This window comes from Paraburkholderia sp. RL17-381-BIF-C, assembly GCF_046026435.1.
In the GTDB taxonomy this organism is placed as follows: Bacteria; Pseudomonadota; Gammaproteobacteria; order Burkholderiales; family Burkholderiaceae; genus Paraburkholderia.
Window position 1 is genome coordinate 92233 of sequence record NZ_JARESX010000009.1, and the last position, 20216, is coordinate 112448.

A 20216-nucleotide genomic window follows, 5' to 3' on the forward strand; every position below is an offset into this window, starting at 1 on the left:
GGAGTTATGCATGGCGAAAGAAGAACTGCTTGAACTTGACGGTATCGTCGACGAAGTACTTCCGGACAGTCGTTACCGCGTGACGCTCGACAACGGCGTCGTGGTTGGCGCTTACGCGTCCGGACGCATGCGCAAGAACCACATCCGTATTCTCGCGGGCGACCGCGTGACGCTTGAGCTGTCCGTCTACGATCTGACCAAAGGCCGGATCAATTTCCGTCATAAAGACGAGCGCGCCACCGGTGGCGGCGGTGCTCGCAACACGCAATTCCGTCGCCGTTAAGGCCGGCGGCACGCTGAGCGCGCTTTGCGCGGTCCCGGCGTGATCCATTGCGATTGAGTTGTACGCGAAGCCATTCGCGCGCCTTCTCCGGCTTGACTCGTTGATTCGAGCCTGAGCGGCGCGCTGCGGCGTCGCCTTGTTGCAACCTGAAATTCCCTCATCGCCTGGCGCTTTCTGCTGCCGGCGGGCGTTTCACCGCCTTCCCCGCTTCCCTCCACACGCGCTCAAAGGCCGAACACCGTCCCGAGATCCTCTCCGGCGGCGCTTTTGCGCACCTGCTCGACCACCCGCTCCTCCAGTTCAGTCAGATGCTCCCGCATTGCCGCCAATGCCGCGGCGAGGTTGCCCGATTCGAGCGCGTCGATGATTTGCGTGTGTTCGTCCGCGGAGCAGGTGGAACCCTTCGACGGGTCGAACAGCGCTTTATACAGCTCGGTTTTGGCGACCAGTTGCCCGACCAGTCCGAGCAGTTCCGCGCCGCCGGCTAACTCCGTCAGCAACACGTGAAACTGGCCGGCAAGACGCACGGAGTCTTCGAGCGCCCCGGCGCGTAGCGCCTTCTCTTCGCTGCGAACGTGCGCGCGCAAGCTCCGCTTGTGCTGCGCGCTCAATGCCCCGCACAACGCGGCGACGATGCCCGCCTCGACGATCTGCCGCGCGCGATACACCTGGCGAATGTCCTCCTCGGACGGCGACGGCACAAACGCACCGCGATTCGCCTCCAGCACGAGCTTGCCTTCGAAGCCTAGCCGCGCCAGCACCTTGCGCAGCGCGCCGCGCGTGCAGCCGAAGGCGGCGGCCAGATCCCGCTCGACCAGTTGCGCGCCCGGTCGCAGGCGTCCCTGCAGCAACGCCGCGGTAATCGACGCATAGATACGCTCTTCGACGCTGGACGAATCGTCGTCGCGTGCGGGTTGAACGGACGCGTCTGTATCAGCAGACGACGAGCGCCGGGGACGTGGTGGCATGGCTTCAGTGACCGGAAATGGAGCGGAAACGCCCAGGCATTCTAGCGGCGGCGGGCAGCCGGCGCCATCCGCTTATGCTGCTCGCTATACCGGACATCATAAAAATGGTTAACCATTTTTTGTTATTATGGTTGACCAAAATAAGCCGCGCGTGGGTTTTCACACTGCTGCTGCTCACCGGTTTCGCCAACGACGCCCACCTCGCCGCTTCGCCACCGCGCCAGCAGACGGCGCGCCGCCCCTCTCTCGCCACCAGGACCATTGTGAATTCGCAGCCCCAAGCCAGTTCGACCCGCGCTTCCGCTCACCACGCCACTGTAGCGCTGACGTGGCGGGACATCGTGTGGCTCGGTGCGATCGTCGCGATCGGCATCAATCTGCGGCCGTTGCTGACCTCGATCAGCCCTTTGATGACGACGATCCGCGACGCAACCGGCCTCAGCTTCTACGGAGCGTCGCTGCTGACCAGCCTGCCGGTCGTCGCAATGGGGATCGGCGCATTCGGGGCGGGCGCGCTGGCCCGCACGCTCGGCGAAACACGGGGTGTCGCGCTCGGCTTGCTGGCTATCGCGCTGGCATGCGCGGCGCGGTGGACGGCGTCGAGCGGCGCGGCGCTGCTCGCCACCGCGTTGCTGGCAGGTGCCGGGGTCGCCGCAATTCAGGCGCTGCTGCCCGCCGTGATGAAGCAGCGCTTTCATGCGCGCGTGCCGCTCGCAATGGGTGTGTTCTCCGCGTCCATCATGGGCGGCGGCGGGTTGGGCGCGAGTTTGAGCCCTTGGGTGAGCCACGCGATGCAGTCATGGCAGGCAGGGCTCGCGGCATGGGCGATTCCTGCCTGTGCGGCGCTCGCCTGCTGGTGGGCATTGAACCGCCGGTCTTCCGGCAGCGGCGCCGCAGCGGCTGCTTCGGCACAAACCGACACACTTTCACTTTGGCGTACGCGGCGCGCGTGGACCCTCGGGCTCTACTTCGGGATTGTGAACGGCGGCTATACGAGTCTCGTCGCGTGGTTGCCGGCGTTTTATCAGCAGCGCGGCGTGAGCGTGGCGGCGAGCGGATCGCTGCTGGCCGGCATGACGGTGTTTCAGGCGAGCGCGGCACTGCTGTTGCCGCTTGCCGCGGCGTCGTTCCGGGATCGCCGGCCATGGCTGATGCTCGGTCTCGCGGCGCAACTGTTCGGACTGCTTGGCTTGATTGTCTGGCCCGATGCCGCGCCCTTGCTGTGGGCCGGCGTAGCAGGCGCGGGCCTGGGCGGGGTCTTTTCGCTGACGCTCGTCACCGCCATGGATCATTCAGCCGACCATCGCGTGGCCGGCCAGCTCGTCGCATTCACCCAGGGCGTGGGCTTCATCGTGGCCGCCGTCGCGCCGGTTGTGGCCGGTCTCGTGCGAGGCTGGAGCGGAAGCTTCAGTGCCGCGTGGATCATGCTCGCCGGCTGCGTCGTCGCCATGATGGCGCTGAGTTTGGTGTTTGCGCCCCGCAGTTACAGCCAATGGCGCTGATGAACTGAGCGGCGTGCGCCGCTTCGGTGCATCGGCGTGACGTGCCCCGCGCAGGTGCAGCGACGGGCGCCCACGCAATCGCCAAGTGCGTGACTGCACGAGTTTCACACTTGGGCGCATCGACTGGCATAGCCATTGCTTTACTTCTGGTCAGCCGTCGATAAAACCCCACTCCATGCTGCGCGTTCTCCTCGTAACCGACACCGATAAGCCCATCGGCGACCTTCGCGACGCCCTTGCCCGACTCGGCTACGAGATGCTGGCGGGCACCGCCACGCCGCAAGCACTGCATCGCGTGGTGCAGAGCGAGCGGCCCGATGTCATCATCATCGATACGGAATCGCCGTCGCGCGACACGCTCGAACAGCTTGCGGTCATGAACGCCACCGCGCCGCGTCCGGTGCTGATGTTCAGCCACGACGCCAACCAGCAATTGATCCGCGACGCCGTCGGCGCGGGCGTCACGGCCTATCTCGTCGAAGGTCTTGCGACCGAGCGTCTTGCGCCCATCCTCGAAGTCGCGCTCGCGCGTTTTGCGCAGGAATCGCAATTGCGCGAGCGCCTCGCGCAAGTCGAAAGCGAACTTGCCGAGCGCAAGCTGATCGATCGCGCCAAACGGCTCCTGATGGATCAACAGAAGATCACCGAACACGCCGCCTACGCCAACCTGCGCAAACGCGCGATGAACCAGGGCGTCAAACTCGCCGAAGTCGCGCGCGCCATCATCGCGTCGGCCGACTCGCTCAAATGAAGCGCCGTCCATGAACTCTCCCATTACCACTGCAACCAACCCATCCGGGCCGCTCGAGAAGACTCATCTGCGGCTCGGCTTCGTGGCGCTCTCGGACGCCGCGCCGCTCGTCGCCGCCAAGCTGCTCGAATTCGGCCACGCGCACGGCCTGACGCTGGAGCTGTCGCGTCAGCCGTCGTGGGCCGCCGTGCGTGACAAACTACTGTCGGGCGATCTGGATGCGGCCCACGCGCTCTACGGACTCGTGTACGGCGTGCAACTGGGTCTCGGCGGACCGCAAACGGACATGGCCGTGCTGATGGTGCTCAACCGCAACGGCCAGGCTATCACGCTGTCGAACCGTCTCGCCGATGCGCTCGCCGAACACGGCACGCTGCCCAAGGCACTCGCCACGCTCGGCCGCAAGCCGGTCTTCGCCCAGACATTCCCCACCGGCACGCATGCGATGTGGCTGTACTACTGGCTCGCGTCGCAAGGCGTGGATCCGTTGCGCGATATCGAGAGCGTGGTGATTCCTCCGCCGCAAATGGTCGCGGCGCTCGCCGAAGACAAGCTCGACGGACTGTGCGTTGGTGAACCGTGGAATATGCAGGCCGAAGCGCAAGGCGTCGGCAGAACGATCGCTTATACGAGCGACGTGTGGCCCGATCATCCCGAGAAGGTGCTGGCGTGCCGGCGCGATTTTGTCAGCGCGAATCCGCATGCCGCGCGCGCGCTCGTGCAGACCATGCTCGAAGCGTGCCGCTGGCTCGACGGCGCGGGACATCGCGAGGACATCGCGCGCTGGCTTGCGCGGCCCGAGTACGTTGGCATTGATGCCTCGTTGATCGCGGCGCGCCTCGGCAACGAGATCGCGGCTTCCGCGCCGGGCGGCCTGCCCGTGCGCTTCTTCGACAACGGCGCGGTGAATTATCCGCGAGCGTTCGAAGGCGCGTGGTTTCTCACGCAGTTCGAGCGCTGGGGCATGATCGACGCGCGCGCGGATTATGCGGACATCGCCGCGCGAATCAACCAGACGCAGTTGTATCGCGAAGCGGCAGCGGGCGTAAACGTCGCGGTGCCGGAAGAAAGCGCGTCACAGGTATTGATCGACGGCGAAACGTGGAGCAGCGGCACCTCTCCCACGGGTTATGCGCGGCGCTTTCCGATTCGCCGCTGAATTCAGCGCCGGCGTTACGCCGCCTTCAACGGCGGAAGCAGCACGCTGACGATCAATCCGCCGCCATGCGCATCGGCGAGCGCAACCAGCGCACCGTGTACGCGCGCGATTTCCCGCACGATCGACAAACCCAGTCCGCTGCCTTCCACCGCCTGCGTCGCTTCGCTGCGATAGAAGCGCTCGAACACCGCCTCGCGCTCGCTCATGGCAATGCCCGGCCCATTGTCGATCACCTGCAGCAACGCCTGTTCGCCTTCGCGCGCGACCCGCACGGTAATCACCGCACCATCGCCTGAATAGCGGATCGCGTTATCGATCAGATTGCCGACCAGTTCCGCGAGCAGATCGCTTTGCCCCATCACGTCGACACGCGCGTCCTGCTCGAAACCGAGATCGATGCCACGTGCGCGAGCCACCGGCGACCAGTCGAGCGTCACGCTGCGCGCCACCTCATGCAGCGGCACGGCCGCGTGCCTGACCGTATAGCCGCTGTGCGCTTCGAGCCGCGAGAGCGACAGCAACTGTTGCACGATGCGCACCGCGTGCTGCACCGCGCGATTCAGCCGCCGCAAATGCACCCCCTGCCGACGATCGCCAGTCGAACCCGCTTCCGTGCCGTCGATATCACGCAGCGCCAGTTCGGACTCCGCCTGAATCACCGCAAGCGGCGTTTTCAACTGATGCGCGGCGTCGTTGAAAAAACGCCTGCGCGACGACTGCATCAACTGCGTGCGGCCGATGTACTGATTGATCGAATCGACTAGCGGCGTCACTTCGCTCGGCAGCCCGACCGTGTCGAGCGGCGTCGGATCATCCTCCGCGCGCGCGGCCACTTTTGCCGACAAACGGTTCAACGGCCGCAAGCCGCGCGCCACGCCCAGCCACACGATGCCGAGCGCGAGCACCACCAGCAAGCCTTCCTGTTGCAGCGAGCCGGTCAGAATCTCGCGCGCCAACGCCTGACGCTGCTCGATCGTTTCACCCACTCTCACCAGCACCACCCGCGTCTGCGCGCTCGGCACGTCGTGCACGGGCAGCCTGAGCATGGCGATACGCAGCGGGCGGCCGCGAAACACGCCGTCATAGAAACGCACGCGGTAGGGCTCACCCGACACGTTGCCGGCGTCCGGCAAGTCAGGATATCCGGTCACCACGCGCCCACCTTCCTCGCGAATCTGATAGTAGATGTTGCCGCCGCCATTCGATTCGAACATCTCCAGAGCGAGGTACGGAAGATCGACTTCGATCTCGCCGTCGCGCAAGCGGATGCCGTCGCGAATCGAGCGCAGCGAAAATTCGAGCGTGCGGTCGAATGCCGCATGCGCCGCGTTCATCGCACGCTGATACGTGAGCCACGCGTCGAACGCGAGCAGCAGAAGCAGCGGCACCAGCAGCCATAGTGCGACACGTACGCGCAGATTCGGCTGCGTCATGCGCTTTTTGCTTCCAGCAAATAACCGAGTCCGCGCAGCGTCACGATGCCGACCGAACTGTGTTCGAGTTTCTTGCGCAAGCGGTACACATAGATTTCGATCGCGTCCGCATTCACCGATTCGTCGAGCCCGAAAATTTTCTCCGACAGCGTGTCCTTGTTGATCGCGCGGCCGTTACGCAGGATCAGCACTTCCAGCACCGAGCGCTCGCGCGGCGTCAGCGCAAGCGATTCTCCGTTGAGCGTGAAACTCCGGTCCACGCTGTCGTAAAGCAGCGTGCCGCATTGTGCGTTGAGCGGTTCCTGACCGTGGCTGCGGCGTAACAGCGCACGCGCGCGCGCTTCGAGTTCGGTGAGGGCGAAAGGCTTGGCGAGATAGTCGTCGGCGCCGAGATCGAGGCCGCGCACGCGCTCCTCGACCGAACCGTGCGCGGTCAGCATTAGCACCGGCACGGCGTTGCGGCGTGCGCGCAAACGGCGCAGCACTTCGAGGCCGTCGAGTTTCGGCAAACCGATATCGAGAATCACCAATGCGTAGTCCTGCGTACGAAGCACGTGGTCGGCTGATTCACCGTCGTGCATGCAGTCGACCGTGAGTTTCGCGCTGGTCAGCGCGTCGGTGAGCGAGCGGGAAAGGATCGGATTGTCTTCGACGAGCAGCACACGCATGAGCAGAATCCCAGGGAAATCCATGAGGCGAATTCGACCATTGTGACGCATTTCCCTCGAAAATTGAAAGCGTTCAGAAAGCACCGACCTCTTACCATTCGCCTACACAAAACCAACACGAAGTTATCTGGAGGAAGACGTGCAAAACGCTTTGAAAGTACTCGCAGCAGCTGTCGCATTCACCGTCAATTCCGCATGGGCAGCCATTCCGGCCGGCTATCCAGGCGATTACCAGGCCACTATCGACGGCGCAAAAAAGGAAGGCAAGCTGATCGTCTACTCGGTCACGGACACCGCGCTGGTGCGTCCGCTCATCAAGGACTTTGAAAGCATGTATGGCGTCAAGGTCGACTACAACGACATGAGCAGCACCGAGCTATACAACCGCTATATCAGCGAGAACGCAGCGAGCAGCATCAGCGCCGACGTGTTGTGGAGTTCAGCCATGGATCTGCAGGTCAAGCTCGTCAACGACGGCTTGATGGCCACCTACGAGTCGCCCGAGACGAATCAGTTGCCGCAATGGGCGCAGTACCAGAAACAGGCTTACGGCACCACCTACGAGCCGCTCGCGATCGTCTACAACAAACGCCTGCTGCCGCCCGGCGACGTGCCGCAAACGCGCGCCGATCTGATCAAACTGCTGCAAGCCAGGCCCGATCAGTTCAAGGGCCGCGTCACCACTTACGACATCGAAAAGTCCGGCGTGGGCTTCAACTATCTGACTCAGGACGTGCGGGTCAATCCGCAGGTCACGTGGAATCTGGTGAAAGCCATCGGCGCCACCGGCCCGAAACTGCAATCGAGCACCGGCGCGATGATGGAGCGCATTTCCTCGGGCGAGAACCTGATCGGCTACAACATTCTCGGCTCGTACGCGCAGACCAAAGCAAAGAAAGATCCGTCGATCGGCTACGTCTATCCGAAGGACTACACGCTAGTTGTCAGCCGGCTCGTGACGATCTCGAAGAAAGCACACAGCCCGAACGCCGCGAAGCTGTGGGTCGACTATCTGCTCTCGGAACGCGGCCAGACCTTGCTGGCGAATCAGGCGGGCCTGTTCTCGATTCGCGCGGACGTGCAGGGTGAAACGTCGATGGCCGGCCTCACGAAGCAGCTCGGCGACTCGCTCAAACCGATCCCGATCGGCTCGGGCTTGCTGGTCTACCTCGACCAGTCCAAGCGCCTCGAATTCTTCAAGCAATGGCAACAGTCGATCAAGCGCTAGCCCTTCGCGTTTGACACAGCGGCGCGCGCGCTGACACGCGCGGCCGCACTTCCTTCCATACCTGTCGATATGCGGCTTTGTGCCGCAGGGGGACACTCATGCTTTCCACTAGCGCAACCGGACACCGCGCGGCACCACCGCACGCGGCAGACGGCGGCTCCATCGGCGCGCTGCCGAGCGGCGGACTGCAGCCGTTCATGGGACTGCTGCGCTGGCTCGTCATCGCGGTGCTGACCGTGGCGGTGGCGCTGCCACTCGGCTTCATCCTGCTGCAAAGCGTGCTGAGCGCGCCATTCTTCGACGCAAAGCGCACGCTCGGCCTCGCCGGCTTCGAATTCATTTTTAGCGACCCGGACTTCTGGTCCGCGCTGAAAAACTCCTTTGTCATCGCGGCCGGGATGCTGTTCATCTCGATTCCACTCGGCGGCGTTCTCGCGTTCCTGATGGTGCGCACCGACCTGCCCGGCCGCCGCTGGCTCGAACCGTTGCTGCTCACGCCCGTGTTCGTCTCGCCGATGGTGCTCGCCTTCGGCTACGTGGTCGCCGCCGGCCCGGTCGGTTTTTACTCGGTCTGGTGGACGGAACTGTTCGGCACCGCGCAAGCGCCGTGGACCATCTATTCGGTTTTCGCCATCACGGTAATCGTCGGCCTCACGCATGTGCCGCACGTGTACCTGTATTCGTCGGCGGCGCTGCGCAATCTCGGCTCGGATGTCGAAGAAGCGGCCCGTGTGGCCGGTGCGCGGCCGTTTCGCGTCGCGCTCGACGTGAGCCTGCCGATGACCCTGCCCGCGCTGCTGTTCGCCGGCGTGCTGGTGTTCTTCCTCGGCTTCGAAGTATTCGGCTTGCCGCTCGTACTCGGCGATCCCGAAGGGCACCTCGTGCTGGCCACCTATCTCTACAAGCTCACCAACAAGCTGGGCGTGCCCTCGTATCACCTGATGGCCGCGGTCGCGATGTGCATCGTCGCGATCACGTTCCCGCTCGTGCTGCTGCAACGCCGGCTGCTAAGGAGCGCGAACCGCTTCGTGACGGTCAAGGGCAAGGCGGGACGGCAGACCGTGCTGCCGCTCGGCGTGTGGCGCTGGGTCGCGCTCGGCATCGTCGCGCTGTGGCTATTCTTGACGGTGTTCGTGCCGATCTCCGGCATTACGTTACGTGCGTTCGTCACGCACTGGGGACATGGCGTGCATCTCGCGGATGCGCTCACGCTTGCCAACTTCACGGAACTGTTCGAGCAGAACAACCTGGTCCGCGCGATTCTCAACACGCTCGGCATCGGCGTGTTCGGCGGCGCGCTGGCGGTCGGCTTCTATTCGCTGGTGGCGTTCGCCGGTCATCGCCGCAACGACTGGGCCACGCGCCTGCTCGATTACCTCGTGCTGCTGCCGCGTGCGGTGCCGGGCCTGCTCGCCGGTCTCGCGTTCCTGTGGGTGTTCCTGTTCGTGCCCGGCCTCAAGGAACTGAAGAACTCGATGTGGAGCATCTGGATCGCGTACACCGTCGTGTGGCTCGCCTACGGCATGCGCCTGATTCAGAGCGCGCTGCTGCAAGTCGGGCCTGAACTGGAGGAAGCGGGACGCAGCGTCGGCGCCACGCGTGCGCGCGTCAGTCTCGATGTGACGCTGCCACTCGTGCGCTTCGGCCTGCTCGCCGCGTGGCTGCTGATTTTCATGATCTTCGAGCGCGAATATTCGACCGCTGTTTATCTGCTCTCGCCCGGCACGGAAGTGATCGGCGCGCTGCTCGTGTCGCTGTGGGCCACCGGGTCGGTCGATCAGGTCGCGGCGCTTTCTGTCATCAACATCGCGATGGTCGGCGCCGGACTCGGTGTCGCGCTGCGCTTCGGAGTGAAATTGCATGGATAAGCTCTCAGTCGACAACCTCTTTCTGAGCTATGGCGACAACCCGATTCTCAAAGGCGTGTCGTTCGAACTGAACCCCGGTGAAGTGGTCTGCCTGCTGGGCGCGTCGGGCAGCGGCAAGACCACGCTGCTGCGCGCGGTGGCCGGACTCGAACAGCCGTCGTCGGGCCGCATCGAACTGGACGGCAAGGCGTTTTTCGACGGCGCGGCGCATGTCGATCTGCCGGTCGAGCAGCGCTCGCTGGGACTCGTGTTCCAGTCGTATGCGCTGTGGCCGCATCGCACGGTGGCCGATAACGTCGGCTATGGATTGAAACTGCGGCGCGTCTCGCCCGCCGAGCAGAAAAAACGCGTGCAGGCCGCACTCGACCAACTCGGCCTCGGCCACCTTGCCGCGCGTTATCCGTATCAGCTTTCCGGCGGCCAGCAACAGCGTGTCGCGATTGCGCGAGCACTGGTCTACAACCCGCCGGTGATTCTGCTCGACGAACCGCTCTCGAATCTGGACGCCAAGCTGCGCGAAGAAGCCCGCGCCTGGCTGCGCGAGCTGATCGTGTCACTGGGCCTCTCTGCGTTGTGCGTGACGCACGACCAGACCGAAGCGATGGCGATGTCCGACCGCATTCTGTTGCTACGCAACGGCCGTATCGAACAGGAAGGCACGCCCGCCGAACTGTACGGCGCGCCCCGCTCGCTCTACACCGCCGAGTTCATGGGCAGCAACAACCGCATCGAGGCACGCGTGGCCGCGGTCGACGGCGAACGCGTGACGCTTGCCGGCGACGGCTGGCAACTGCAGGCGCAAGCACGCGAAGCACTCACGGCCGGACAGCACGCGCAGGCCGTGATCCGCCTCGAACGCGTGCAGGTCGCCGACGGACCCGGCGCGAACCGGCTCGAAGCCGACCTCGTTACGTCGATGTATCTCGGCGACCGCTGGGAATACCTGTTCCATTGCGGCGACCTGCGCTTGCGCGCCTTTGGCCACGTGCCGCGCGCGGCCGGCCGCCACTGGATCGAATTCCCCGCCAACGACTGCTGGGCCTTCGCTCAGGCGAGCTGAAGCGCGGCATGCAGACCCCGAAGGACCTCTCCTTCAGGCTGCCCAATCGAAGTAACAAACCAACCACAGGAGACTGTTGATGAAGTGGAGTATGAAGAAGGCGACCGTCGGCGTCACTTGCGCCGGACTCGCCGGTTTTGCAGCCGGCGCGCACGCGCAATCGAGCGTGACCCTGTACGGCATCGTCGACGCGGGTGTCGAGTACGTGAACCATGCCAGCAAAGACGGTGGCGCCACGCGCCTCGTGTCCGGCGGCAAGAACACTTCGCGCTGGGGTTTGCGCGGCGTCGAGGATCTCGGTGGCGGGCTGAAGGCGGTGTTCCAGCTGGAAAGCGGCATCAACATCGCCAACGGCCAGTTCGACGACAGCTCCGGCGCGATCTTCGACCGCCGTGCAACCATCGGCCTGAAAAACCGCTTCGGGCAAATCACGCTCGGCCGCAATTTCACGACCACGTACGACTACATGCTGCAGTTCGACCCAATGGGGTATGCGCCGAACTACTCGTGGGCGACGTCATCCACGGCGACGGGCGGCCGCAAGGACGGTCTGTTCTCGCGCTCGTCCAACGCGGTGCGTTATGACGGCACCTTCTCCGGCTTCAAGTTCGGCGCGATGTATGGTTTCGGCAACGTGCCGGGCAGCATGAAGTCGAGTTCGAAGTACGACTTCGCTCTTGGCTACGAGACCGGTCCGTTCGCCGCGGTCGTGACCTTCGACCGGCAGAACGGCGCGAACGACAGCGTCACGCCCGCCGATACCACCAACTATATCCAGGGCATTCACGCAGGCCTGAGCTACGACTTCGGCGCCGTGAAGGCAATGGCCGGTTATCGGAACTACCAGCGCACGTTCCACACCGCCGCGCCCACTTTGCGCAGCGACATGTACTGGCTCGGCGGTCAATATGAGGTGACGCCGTTCTTCTCGCTGTTCGCGGCGGTCTACCATCAGGACATCAAGGACGCGAGCGACGCCGATCCGACGCTGTTCTCGCTGCGCGCGCAGTACGCGCTGTCCAAGCGCACGGTGCTGTATATGGCGGGCGGCTATGCGATGGCCAAGCATGACAATGCTGTCAGTCTGTCACGCGATTTGATCGGTGTGGCGGATACGCAAACTGGCGTGACGGCGGGTATTCAGCATCGCTTCTGAAGCAGTTGCGCTTAAGCGCTTCAGGCTTCCGGAAGAAAAAAGCGCGCGGGCTGTTGTTTGCCGGCGCGCCTCGTGTTTCTTGTCTCGTGAAAAGCATCGCCGCGAGAAACCACGCGGCGATGCTTGCCCACTCAGAAGTTAAAGTTGTCGATATTGCTCGAGTCGAACGTAGTGGGCGGTCCAAGAATGATTTCGCCTTGCGGCCCGATGGTCCGTTTGCCGAGCTTGCCGGCGTCGAACGACTCGCCTTCCTTACCGCTGATCGTGCCCGAAGACAGCGCCGCCGCGGCATAAGCAGCCAGGTAGCCGAGTTGACCCGGATCCCACAACTGGAACGCCTTCACGGTGCCGTTCTTCACGAACGCACGCATCTGGTTCGGCGTACCGAGACCGGTCACCGCCACCTTGCCCTTACTCGACGAAGTGGAGATATAACGCGCGGCTGCGGCAATACCGACCGTGGTCGGCGCGACGATCGCCTTCAGATTCGGGTATGCCTGCAGCAGACCTTGCGTTTCGGTGAATGACTTCTGATCGTCGTCGTTACCGTACGCGATCTTCACGAGCTTGATCTTCGAATACTCGGGCTTTTTCAGTTCCTCCTGCATCCACTTGATCCACGTGTTCTGATTGGTCGCATTGGGCGTGGCCGACAGCACGGCGAACTCGCCCTCGCCGCCCATCAGCTTGGCCACCAGTTGAACCTGGCCACGGCCGATGCCTTCCGCGTTCGCCTGGTTGACGAACAGTTGCCGGCCCTCGGGCGCCGTGTCCGAGTCGAAGGTCACGACCTTGATGCCTTGCGACATCGCTTTCTTCAGATACGGCACCACCGCATTGGCGTCGTTCGCTGCGATCACGATCGCGTCCTGGCGCTGCGTAATCAGCGTATTGATGTACTGCACTTGCGACGACGCGCCCGCATCCGACGGGCCCACCGCTTTGCCCACGCCGCCGAATTCCTTGATCGCGGTCATGCCGCCGTCGTCGGCGATCACTTCGTAGGGGTTGTTGATCTGCTTCGGCACGAATGCGATTTTCAGACCGCTTTTCAGGCCCGCGGCGGACGCGGCGCAACTGATCGCGATCAACGCAACGCAGAGCGCCGCGGTGCCGGTGTGACGTAGAGGTTTGAACATGAAGTGTCTCCTGCCTTGTTGTTGGACGTGACGTTGTCCGGGTTATCGGTTGTTAGACTTTCTCTTCGCAGATGCAGGCACGGCTAAAAACTTAGACTGAAGATGCGGACTTCGCGATGAAACGCCGGTCGCGCGCCGCGCGCCAGCGCGCCACCAGATTCGGTATCAGCACCGAGGCCAGCAGCAGCACGCCGGTCACGATGGTCAACGTCTCGCTGGATACGTCGTCGAGCGTCAGCGCGTTTTTCAGCACGCCGATAATCAGCAGCGACAGCAGCACGCCGATCATCGACCCGCGTCCGCCGAAAATGCTCACACCGCCGAACAGCACCGCCGCGATCACCGACAACTCGAAACCTTCACCGTTGTCGCCCCGCGCGCTCGTGAAGCGCAGCGTATAGACCACGCCCGCCAGCGCGCTCATGACGCCGGACAGCACGAACAGACGCAAGCGGATCTTTGCCACTTCGATACCGGAGAACGCCGCGGCGGTCGGATTCGCGCCGATCGCATAGAGACTGCGGCCGAACGCCGTGGACTGCAGCAGCACGGTGAACACCACCGCGCCGACAATCACGATCACAAACGGCAGCGGTATGAAACTCGAACCAACCGTGTCCATGCCGAACGCCGTGTAAGCCGCGGGGAAATCCGCCACCGCCTGGTCGCCGAGCAGCACATAGGCGAGGCCGCGAAACAGCGCCAACGTGCCGATCGTGACCGCGAGCGAAGGCAGATTGAGCTTGACGATCACGAGGCCGTTCAGCAGACCGGCCAAGGATCCCGCGATCAGCACCAGCACGATCACGAGCGGCATCGGCAAGCCCATGTGCCATAGCACGCCCATCAACGCGCTGGACGCGCCGAGCACCGAGGCCACCGACAGATCGATTTCGGCGGCGACGATGATCAGCGTCATCGGCAGCGCCATCAACGCAATTTCGGTCAGATCCGCCAGCACGTTGCTCAGATTCGCGCCGGTGAGAAACACCGGCGACAGCAACCGCCCTAGCGCGAGCGAGAGAATCAGCACGATCACCAGCAGCACTTCCCATTGCAGCGGCGTTTCGCGTTTGCGCGTGAGCAGCGCGGAATCGGGTTTAGCCATGATCGCGTTTCCTCATCATGCGTTTGGCGACGGAGCGGGCCAGCAAGGTATCGGCGGTAATCGCAGCGACGATCAGCGCGCCCTCGATGGCCTGCTCCCAGAATGGCGACACGTGCAGCACGACCAGCGCGATGCTGATCACGCCGAGCACGAGCGCGCCCAACGTCGCGCCGAGAATCGTGCCGACGCCGCCAGTGATTGCGACACTACCCACCACGGCGGCGGCCACCACTTGCAATTCGATGCCCTTCGCGGTGCTGGCATCCACGGTGCCGAAGCGCGCCAGCCACAACGCGCCCGCAAAACCGGCAATCGCGCCAGAGAGCAGAAATCCCGCCATCACGCGACGCTCCACGTTCACACCGGCGAGACGCGCCGCCTCCGGATTCGAGCCGATCGCGTAGTGTTCGCGGCCACCGCGAAACTGCTTCAGATACACGGCGAGACCGGCCAGCACGACGATCGCGATCAGCGCGAGCGTCGGAATGCCGAGCAACGTTCCAGTCGCGAGACGAGAGAAAGCATCGGGCAGGCTGGTGGCGTTGATCTGCCCGCCATGCACCCACGCATAGTCCGCACCGCGAAAAATGTACAGCGTGGATAGCGTCGCCACCAGCGACGGCACGCGCCCCACCGCGACGAGCAGCGCATTGATGCCGCCCGCCACGAGACCGATGGCAAGCCCCGCGGCCAACGCGACGATCACCGGCATCTGCGGAAACGCGACATACAGGCTGCCGACCGCATACGCGCTGATGCCGACCGTCGAGCCGACCGACAGATCGATATGCCGCATCAGGATCACCACCGTCATGCCGGCCGTCAGCAAGCTGATGATCGACACGTTCAGCAGCACGTCGCGCAGGTTCTGCAGGTTCAGGAACTGTGGTTTCGCGAGCCCAGTGCCCACAATCAGCAGAATCAGCACGACGAACAACGTTGTTTCGCGGCTCTTTGCGATGCTTGCGGCAAAGCCGCCCGGCGAGCCCGCCGCGCGCTTCGCGACCGGCGGATGGACCGGCGCGGGATGGGTGGAAGAATGGCGCATCATGCGGCGTGTCCCAGCGGTGGAATCGGTTGGACTGGATGGCCGACGGGTTGGCCAAGTGCGGCGCCCATGATGCGTTCCTCGTCAGCGTCGGCACGCGCTATATCCGCGCTGATACGTCCCTCGTGCATCACCAGCACACGGTCGGCCATGCCGAGTACTTCGGGCAATTCGCTCGAGATCATCAGCACCGCCATGCCGTCGCGCACCAGTTCGGCGAGCGCGCTATACACCTCGGCCTTCGCGCCGACGTCGATCCCACGCGTGGGTTCGTCGATGATCAGCACTTTCGGCCCGGTTGCCAGCCATTTACCGAGCACGACTTTCTGCTGATTGCCGCCTGACAACGTGCCGACCGGCGCGTTCGGGTCGCCCGCCTTGAGACGCAAACGCGTGCCCCATTGGTTGGCAAGTTGCGTCTCGCTGCGCGTCGAGATGAGGCCGTGTTTGACGAGCCGCCCGAGCACGGTCATCGAGGCATTGCGCGCAATGCTCAATTCCAGCGCGAGTCCTTGTTGCCGGCGGTCCTCCGGCACGAGCGCAAGTCCGGCGCGCACCGCGGCGGCGGGCCGGCCTGCCGTCAGGCGCTTGCCGGCAATCCAGATTTCGCCCGAGTCGAGCGGATCGATGCCGAAGATCGCGCGCGCGACTTCGCTGCGCCCCGCGCCGACCAGCCCGGCCAGCGCCACAATCTCGCCCGCGCGCACGTCGAAGGAAATGTCCTTGAAGACGCCCACGCGCGTGAGGCCGCGTACCGACAGGCGCACTTCCCCAGGCGGGCGGTCGGCTTTCGGATAGAAGGTTTCCAGATCGCGCCCGACCATTTTGGCCACGATCGACTCAGTGGTGAGATCGGCGGTCAGACCGTCGAAAACTTTCGCGCCGTCGCGCATGATCGTGACGCGCTGTGTCAGCGCGAATACTTCGTCGAGCCGGTGCGTGATGAACAGAATCGCCACGTCACGCTCGCGCAGCTTGCGCACGATCGCAAAGAGCCGCTCCACTTCGGGCAGCGACAACGCGGCGGTCGGTTCGTCCATGATGAGCACGTTTGCGTTCAGCGACAACGCCTTGGCAATTTCGATCACCTGCTGATCGGCAATCGACAAACCGCGCACCAGCTGATCGGCGCGCAGATCGACACCGAGCGACGCCAGCAAGCCATCCACCTCGCGGCGCATCGCGTCGTATTGAATGCGGCCGATCCGGTCCACCGGCTGCCGCCCCATGAAGATGTTCTCCGCGATCGACAGATCGAAGAACAGCGTCGGTTCCTGATAGATGACCGCGAGCCCGGCGTCGCGCGCTTCAGCGGGTGTCGCGAAGCGGCGCGCCACGCCGTCCACCAGCAACTCGCCGGTATCCGGCTGATGCACGCCCGCGAGAATCTTCACGAGCGTCGATTTGCCCGCGCCGTTCTCGCCCAGCAACGCATGCACCTCTCCCGGCCATAGCGCGAGATCGCCGTCGGAAAGCGCGCGAACCCGGCCGAATGATTTACTCGCGTGCCGCAATTCGAGCCGCGGTACTGAGGATGTGGCTTGCTGCACAGCGTGTCTCCTTCTTTTTCGCGTTCCAATGCCCTTCAGATGCGGTAGCAACGTTCCGCATTACGGCAAAACAGCGCCTCTTTCTCGGCGACGCTCGCGCCATCCACGATCGATGCATACGCATGCCACAAATCCGCGTATGAGCCGAACAGCCGGTCGACGGGAAAATTCGAGGCGAACATCGCGCGCTCGACGCCGAACGTATCGATCGTTTCGAGCACATACGGCCGCAGGCTTTCAACACTCCACTGGTGATCGAACATCGCGAGTCCGCTGATCTTCACCGCGACATTGCGGCAACCGGCGAGCAGGCGCATGCCGTCGCGCCAGGCGCGATAGCCCGCCACGCTATTACGGTCCACGAACATGCCCGCGTGGTTGATCACGAACTGCGTGTCGCCATGCGAGCGCGCCAACGCCGCCGCTTCTTCCATCTGTGACGGATACAGTTGCAGATCGAACGACATGTCGTAACGGCGCAGCAACGCGAAGTGTTCGCGCCATTGCGGCTCGCGCATGAAATGACGGCCGACGTAATCGAACAGCTTGTTCTCGTGCACGTTCAGAATCTGCCGGATACCACGCGTATTCGCGAACGACGCATGCGCTTCGAGCACGGCCGGCGCATTCGGCGCGGACAGATCCACCGCGGCGACGATCGCGTTCGGCATGCCGCGCGATTCCTTGCGATCCGCAATGGATTGCAGCCAGCGCGTTTCTTCGACCGGATCGGCGGGATCGTGATTCGCTTCCACGTGCACCAGTTTCAGTACCTCGATATCGCCCGCCTCGCCCAGCAGATCGTCCAGCAGGTAGTCATGCTTCAAGTCACGCGCATCGCCCACGAACGACACGCCCGGGTTTTCCAGCCACGGATAGCGATGCGTTTTCAGATCCCACAAATGGATATGCGAATCGACCACCTGCATGCGACATCCTCCGTCCGGTGAAGATCGTTTCGAGTCAGATCATGTAAGTCTGCTGAGCGGCAATCAGATCAAGTCGGCTCAGCTCAGCGAGTTCAGGTGAAAGACCGGTTCGAGCGGCTGCTGAAGCGGCGTGTGATCCGGCGCCGTGTGCATGATGTCAGCCATGTAATCCCACCATTTGCGCATGACGTCGAGCTGCGGCAGTTCGTCCATGGTGTGATGGTTGTTTCGCGTCAGCATGGCGAAGAGATGGTGCGAGTCCGGGTCGAAGAAAATCCGGTAATCGCGCACACCGGCATTGTGCAATGCATCAACCAGTTCGGGCCAGATTTGCGCGTGACGTCGTTCGTATTCCTCGCGCATGCCGGGGTTGAGCACCATCCGGAAAGCAATTGTTTCCATTGCGGCCTGTCTCCCGTCGTATCGGAGCGCTTTCTCGGAGAAGCGCCTGATGCGACTATAATTCCTGCGTCGATAGCATCTCAATCCGTTGTTGGGATTGGGCGATCCACAAACCGAATCGCACCCGACCCATGAGCCAACACTCAGCAACTGTCGCACTCGTCAATCGGCTCAAATTCAAGCACCTCGCGCTGCTCGTCGCGCTCGACGACGCGCGCAATCTCCATCAGGCCGCCGAGGCCGTTAACGTGGCCCAGCCGAGCGCGAGCCGCATGCTCGGCGATATCGAAGAAGCATTCGGCTTTCTGCTGTTCGAGCGCAACGCGCGCGGCATGACGCCCACGCCGCTTGGCGTCGTCACGCTGGCCTATGCCCGGCGTGCGCTGGCGGAACTGACCCGTTTCGCCGAAGACCTCGACGTCAAACGCCGCGGCGGTCACGGCCAACTGACGGTCGGCGCGATCATGGGCGCCGCGCCCGATCTGCTGGCCATGGCGGTCGCCGCGCTGAAAACCGAAAGCCCGCTGCTGAACGTGCGCATTCTCGGCGAGACCAGTGACCAGGTCGTGCAATTGCTGCATCGCCGCGAAGTCGATCTGGCGCTCGGGCGCCTGACCAGCCCGCTGCAACACAACGATTTCAGTTTCGAGCCGCTCGCGCGCGAAACGCTGCTGCTCGTGGTGCGTGCGGTGCATCCGCTCGCGCAGCGCGCGCGCGTCAGCTTGCGTGAGCTGATCGACTGGCCGTGGGTGGCGCAGCCCGTCACCAGTCCGGCGCGCGTGCTGTTCGAAGAGGAACTGGCGCGCGCGGGACTGGCCACGCCGGTGAATCTGACCGAATGCGCGTCGATCTTCGCTACGCTGCAATTGCTCGAGAATTACGATGCGGTGGCCATGCTGCCCGAGTCGGTGGTGCGCGATCATTTGCGCGGCAAACTGCTGGTTGCGTTGCCGCTCGAAATCGGCAAGAGTCTTTCGGGCTTCGGCATTCTCACGCGCAAGGAAGAACCGCTCGCAGAACCGGCGCTGCGTTTCATCGACCTGTTGCGCGGTTTCTCGCACAAACTCAAACGCGACGACACCGCCGCGGCCGCATCTGACTCCCTGGTCGCGGCTTCGGCTCCGGTGAACTGAAATCGGCATCGCGCGTTATTGCAGGTTGACGAAAAGGCCGCCGTCCACCAGCAGCGCAGCGCCCGTCACATAGCGCGCGCGGTCGGAGGCGAGGAACGTCACGCAATCGGCGACATCTTCCGGGCGGCCCAGTCTGCCGAGCGGGATGCGTTTTTCGAAGTAGGCTTTTTTGGCTTCGTCGGCGAGGTCTTCAGCGTTCAGATCGGTGGCGATGGTGCCGGGCATCACCGAGTTGCAGCGAATGCCGTAGGGTCCCAATGCGACCGCGCAGGATTGCATCAACGAATGCACGCCCGCTTTGGTCGGCGTGTAATGCGTCTGCATGCCGCCGCCCACCAGCGCGCTGATCGAACTCGTCGCCACGATCGCGCCGCCCGTGCCCTGCGCTTTCATCTGTTGCGCGGCGGCTTGCGTTACATAGAATGCGCCGTTCAGATTGACCGCCACCGTCGATTCGAGTACTTCCGGCGGCATGTCGAGAAAAGCATGAAACGGACAGATGCCCGCGTTGCTGGCCAGCACGTCGACTTTGCCGAACGCCTCGACCGTTTGGCGCACCAGTTGCTGACCGGTTTCGCGCGCGGCGACGTTGCCTTCGATCGCAATCACGCGCCGCCCCAGCGCCTCGATTTCACCGACCACTTCCGCAACGGCGGAACGGCGTCCATACGATGCGTCGTTGTCGCCCCAGTAGTTGATCGCCACGTCCGCGCCTTCGGTTGCGCACGCAACGGCTATCGCGCGGCCGATGCCACGCGACCCGCCGGTGACGATCACGACCTTGTCCTTGAGCAGCACGTCATTCTCCTTTCAGGGTTCGAATTTGCGACG

General features: G+C 63.6%; 19 protein-coding genes. 9 read left to right on the forward strand and 10 right to left on the reverse strand.

Features of this window, described 5'->3' with window-relative positions:
* Positions 1–10 precede the first annotated feature (10 nt).
* Positions 11–283: a translation initiation factor IF-1 gene (gene infA / locus P0D70_RS08770; protein WP_012427521.1), complete on the forward strand. Its 273-nt coding sequence runs from the start codon at positions 11–13 to the stop codon at positions 281–283.
* Between the two features lie 224 nt (positions 284–507).
* Here infA and P0D70_RS08775 read toward each other — a convergent pair whose 3' ends face one another.
* Complete coding sequence (locus tag P0D70_RS08775; protein ID WP_408184131.1) at positions 508–1251, reverse strand: GntR family transcriptional regulator; 744 nt, start codon at positions 1249–1251, stop codon at positions 508–510.
* 323 nt (positions 1252–1574) lie between these two features.
* Here P0D70_RS08775 and P0D70_RS08780 point away from each other — a divergent pair, with 323 nt between their 5' ends.
* The 3 genes from P0D70_RS08780 (at position 1575) to P0D70_RS08790 (ending at position 4663) form a co-directional block, all read left to right on the forward strand.
* Positions 1575–2753 carry a cyanate transporter gene (locus tag P0D70_RS08780; RefSeq protein ID WP_408184173.1) on the forward strand — a complete coding sequence of 393 codons (1179 nt, stop codon included), beginning with the start codon at positions 1575–1577 and terminating at the stop codon, positions 2751–2753.
* Positions 2754–2928: 175 nt separating this feature from the next.
* Positions 2929–3504 carry an ANTAR domain-containing response regulator gene (locus tag P0D70_RS08785; RefSeq protein ID WP_408184132.1) on the forward strand — a complete coding sequence of 192 codons (576 nt, stop codon included), beginning with the start codon at positions 2929–2931 and terminating at the stop codon, positions 3502–3504.
* A 10-nt stretch (positions 3505–3514) separates the two neighbouring features.
* Positions 3515–4663 carry a CmpA/NrtA family ABC transporter substrate-binding protein gene (locus P0D70_RS08790; protein ID WP_408184133.1) on the forward strand — a complete coding sequence of 383 codons (1149 nt, stop codon included), beginning with the start codon at positions 3515–3517 and terminating at the stop codon, positions 4661–4663.
* Positions 4664–4677: 14 nt separating this feature from the next.
* Here the strand turns inward: P0D70_RS08790 and P0D70_RS08795 are convergent, their stop codons facing one another.
* Both P0D70_RS08795 and P0D70_RS08800 read right to left on the reverse strand, forming a co-directional pair.
* A complete protein-coding gene (locus P0D70_RS08795) occupies positions 4678–6096 on the reverse strand; it encodes a sensor histidine kinase (RefSeq protein WP_408184134.1) in 1419 nt (472 codons plus the stop codon).
* Entirely contained in the window at positions 6093–6764 is a 672-nt protein-coding gene (locus P0D70_RS08800; RefSeq protein WP_408184174.1) for a response regulator, read from the reverse strand. Before P0D70_RS08800 ends, P0D70_RS08795 begins: the two co-directional genes overlap by 4 nt.
* A gap of 139 nt (positions 6765–6903) precedes the next feature.
* Between P0D70_RS08800 and P0D70_RS08805 the strand changes: the two genes are divergently transcribed.
* The 4 genes from P0D70_RS08805 (at position 6904) to P0D70_RS08820 (ending at position 12076) form a co-directional block, all read left to right on the forward strand.
* Positions 6904–7992: an ABC transporter substrate-binding protein gene (locus tag P0D70_RS08805; RefSeq protein WP_091807720.1), complete on the forward strand. Its 1089-nt coding sequence runs from the start codon at positions 6904–6906 to the stop codon at positions 7990–7992.
* A 98-nt stretch (positions 7993–8090) separates the two neighbouring features.
* A complete protein-coding gene (locus tag P0D70_RS08810) occupies positions 8091–9860 on the forward strand; it encodes an ABC transporter permease (RefSeq protein ID WP_408184135.1) in 1770 nt (589 codons plus the stop codon).
* Positions 9853–10920, forward strand: coding sequence for an ABC transporter ATP-binding protein (locus tag P0D70_RS08815; RefSeq protein WP_408184136.1), 1068 nt, complete (start codon positions 9853–9855; stop codon positions 10918–10920). Before P0D70_RS08810 ends, P0D70_RS08815 begins: the two co-directional genes overlap by 8 nt.
* A 79-nt stretch (positions 10921–10999) precedes the next feature.
* Positions 11000–12076 (forward strand): porin, encoded by a 1077-nt coding sequence (locus P0D70_RS08820; protein ID WP_408184137.1) that lies wholly within the window; start codon positions 11000–11002, stop codon positions 12074–12076.
* 131 nt (positions 12077–12207) lie between these two features.
* Here P0D70_RS08820 and rhaS read toward each other — a convergent pair whose 3' ends face one another.
* The 6 genes from rhaS to rhaM all read right to left on the reverse strand — a co-directional run bounded on the left by rhaS (position 12208) and on the right by rhaM (position 18252).
* Entirely contained in the window at positions 12208–13215 is a 1008-nt protein-coding gene (rhaS, locus tag P0D70_RS08825; protein ID WP_091807711.1) for a rhamnose ABC transporter substrate-binding protein, read from the reverse strand.
* Between the two features lie 91 nt (positions 13216–13306).
* Positions 13307–14323 carry an ABC transporter permease gene (locus P0D70_RS08830; RefSeq protein ID WP_408184138.1) on the reverse strand — a complete coding sequence of 339 codons (1017 nt, stop codon included), beginning with the start codon at positions 14321–14323 and terminating at the stop codon, positions 13307–13309.
* Positions 14316–15374, reverse strand: coding sequence for an ABC transporter permease (locus P0D70_RS08835; RefSeq protein ID WP_091807706.1), 1059 nt, complete (start codon positions 15372–15374; stop codon positions 14316–14318). The genes P0D70_RS08830 and P0D70_RS08835 overlap by 8 nt, the downstream gene beginning before the upstream one ends.
* Complete coding sequence (locus P0D70_RS08840) at positions 15371–16921, reverse strand: sugar ABC transporter ATP-binding protein (RefSeq protein WP_408184139.1); 1551 nt, start codon at positions 16919–16921, stop codon at positions 15371–15373. Before P0D70_RS08840 ends, P0D70_RS08835 begins: the two co-directional genes overlap by 4 nt.
* Before the next feature lie 35 nt (positions 16922–16956).
* Positions 16957–17850: an amidohydrolase family protein gene (locus tag P0D70_RS08845; protein WP_408184140.1), complete on the reverse strand. Its 894-nt coding sequence runs from the start codon at positions 17848–17850 to the stop codon at positions 16957–16959.
* A 78-nt stretch (positions 17851–17928) separates the two neighbouring features.
* Positions 17929–18252, reverse strand: a complete 324-nt coding sequence (gene rhaM / locus P0D70_RS08850; RefSeq protein ID WP_408184141.1) for an L-rhamnose mutarotase — start codon at positions 18250–18252, stop codon at positions 17929–17931.
* Between the two features lie 131 nt (positions 18253–18383).
* Here rhaM and P0D70_RS08855 point away from each other — a divergent pair, with 131 nt between their 5' ends.
* Complete coding sequence (locus P0D70_RS08855) at positions 18384–19385, forward strand: LysR family transcriptional regulator (protein ID WP_091807698.1); 1002 nt, start codon at positions 18384–18386, stop codon at positions 19383–19385.
* A 15-nt stretch (positions 19386–19400) separates the two neighbouring features.
* On the opposite strand, the gene lra1 is transcribed toward P0D70_RS08855, so the two are convergent.
* A complete protein-coding gene (lra1, locus tag P0D70_RS08860) occupies positions 19401–20183 on the reverse strand; it encodes an L-rhamnose 1-dehydrogenase Lra1 (RefSeq protein ID WP_408184142.1) in 783 nt (260 codons plus the stop codon).
* Positions 20184–20216: the final 33 nt, after the last annotated feature.

Coding starts and splice junctions, on each gene's coding strand:
- P0D70_RS08790 (WP_408184133.1), top strand. CDS start 3,515: ATGAACTCTCCCATTACCACTGCAACCAACCCATCCGGGCCGCTCGAG.
- P0D70_RS08855 (WP_091807698.1), top strand. CDS start 18,384: ATGAGCCAACACTCAGCAACTGTCGCACTCGTCAATCGGCTCAAATTC.
- P0D70_RS08810 (WP_408184135.1), top strand. CDS start 8,091: ATGCTTTCCACTAGCGCAACCGGACACCGCGCGGCACCACCGCACGCG.
- P0D70_RS08775 (WP_408184131.1), bottom strand. CDS start 1,251: ATGCCACCACGTCCCCGGCGCTCGTCGTCTGCTGATACAGACGCGTCC.
- P0D70_RS08820 (WP_408184137.1), top strand. CDS start 11,000: ATGAAGTGGAGTATGAAGAAGGCGACCGTCGGCGTCACTTGCGCCGGA.
- P0D70_RS08815 (WP_408184136.1), top strand. CDS start 9,853: ATGGATAAGCTCTCAGTCGACAACCTCTTTCTGAGCTATGGCGACAAC.
- rhaM (WP_408184141.1), bottom strand. CDS start 18,252: ATGGAAACAATTGCTTTCCGGATGGTGCTCAACCCCGGCATGCGCGAG.
- P0D70_RS08830 (WP_408184138.1), bottom strand. CDS start 14,323: ATGGCTAAACCCGATTCCGCGCTGCTCACGCGCAAACGCGAAACGCCG.
- P0D70_RS08795 (WP_408184134.1), bottom strand. CDS start 6,096: ATGACGCAGCCGAATCTGCGCGTACGTGTCGCACTATGGCTGCTGGTG.
- P0D70_RS08785 (WP_408184132.1), top strand. CDS start 2,929: ATGCTGCGCGTTCTCCTCGTAACCGACACCGATAAGCCCATCGGCGAC.
- rhaS (WP_091807711.1), bottom strand. CDS start 13,215: ATGTTCAAACCTCTACGTCACACCGGCACCGCGGCGCTCTGCGTTGCG.
- P0D70_RS08835 (WP_091807706.1), bottom strand. CDS start 15,374: ATGATGCGCCATTCTTCCACCCATCCCGCGCCGGTCCATCCGCCGGTC.
- infA (WP_012427521.1), top strand. CDS start 11: ATGGCGAAAGAAGAACTGCTTGAACTTGACGGTATCGTCGACGAAGTA.
- P0D70_RS08800 (WP_408184174.1), bottom strand. CDS start 6,764: ATGCGTGTGCTGCTCGTCGAAGACAATCCGATCCTTTCCCGCTCGCTC.
- P0D70_RS08845 (WP_408184140.1), bottom strand. CDS start 17,850: ATGCAGGTGGTCGATTCGCATATCCATTTGTGGGATCTGAAAACGCAT.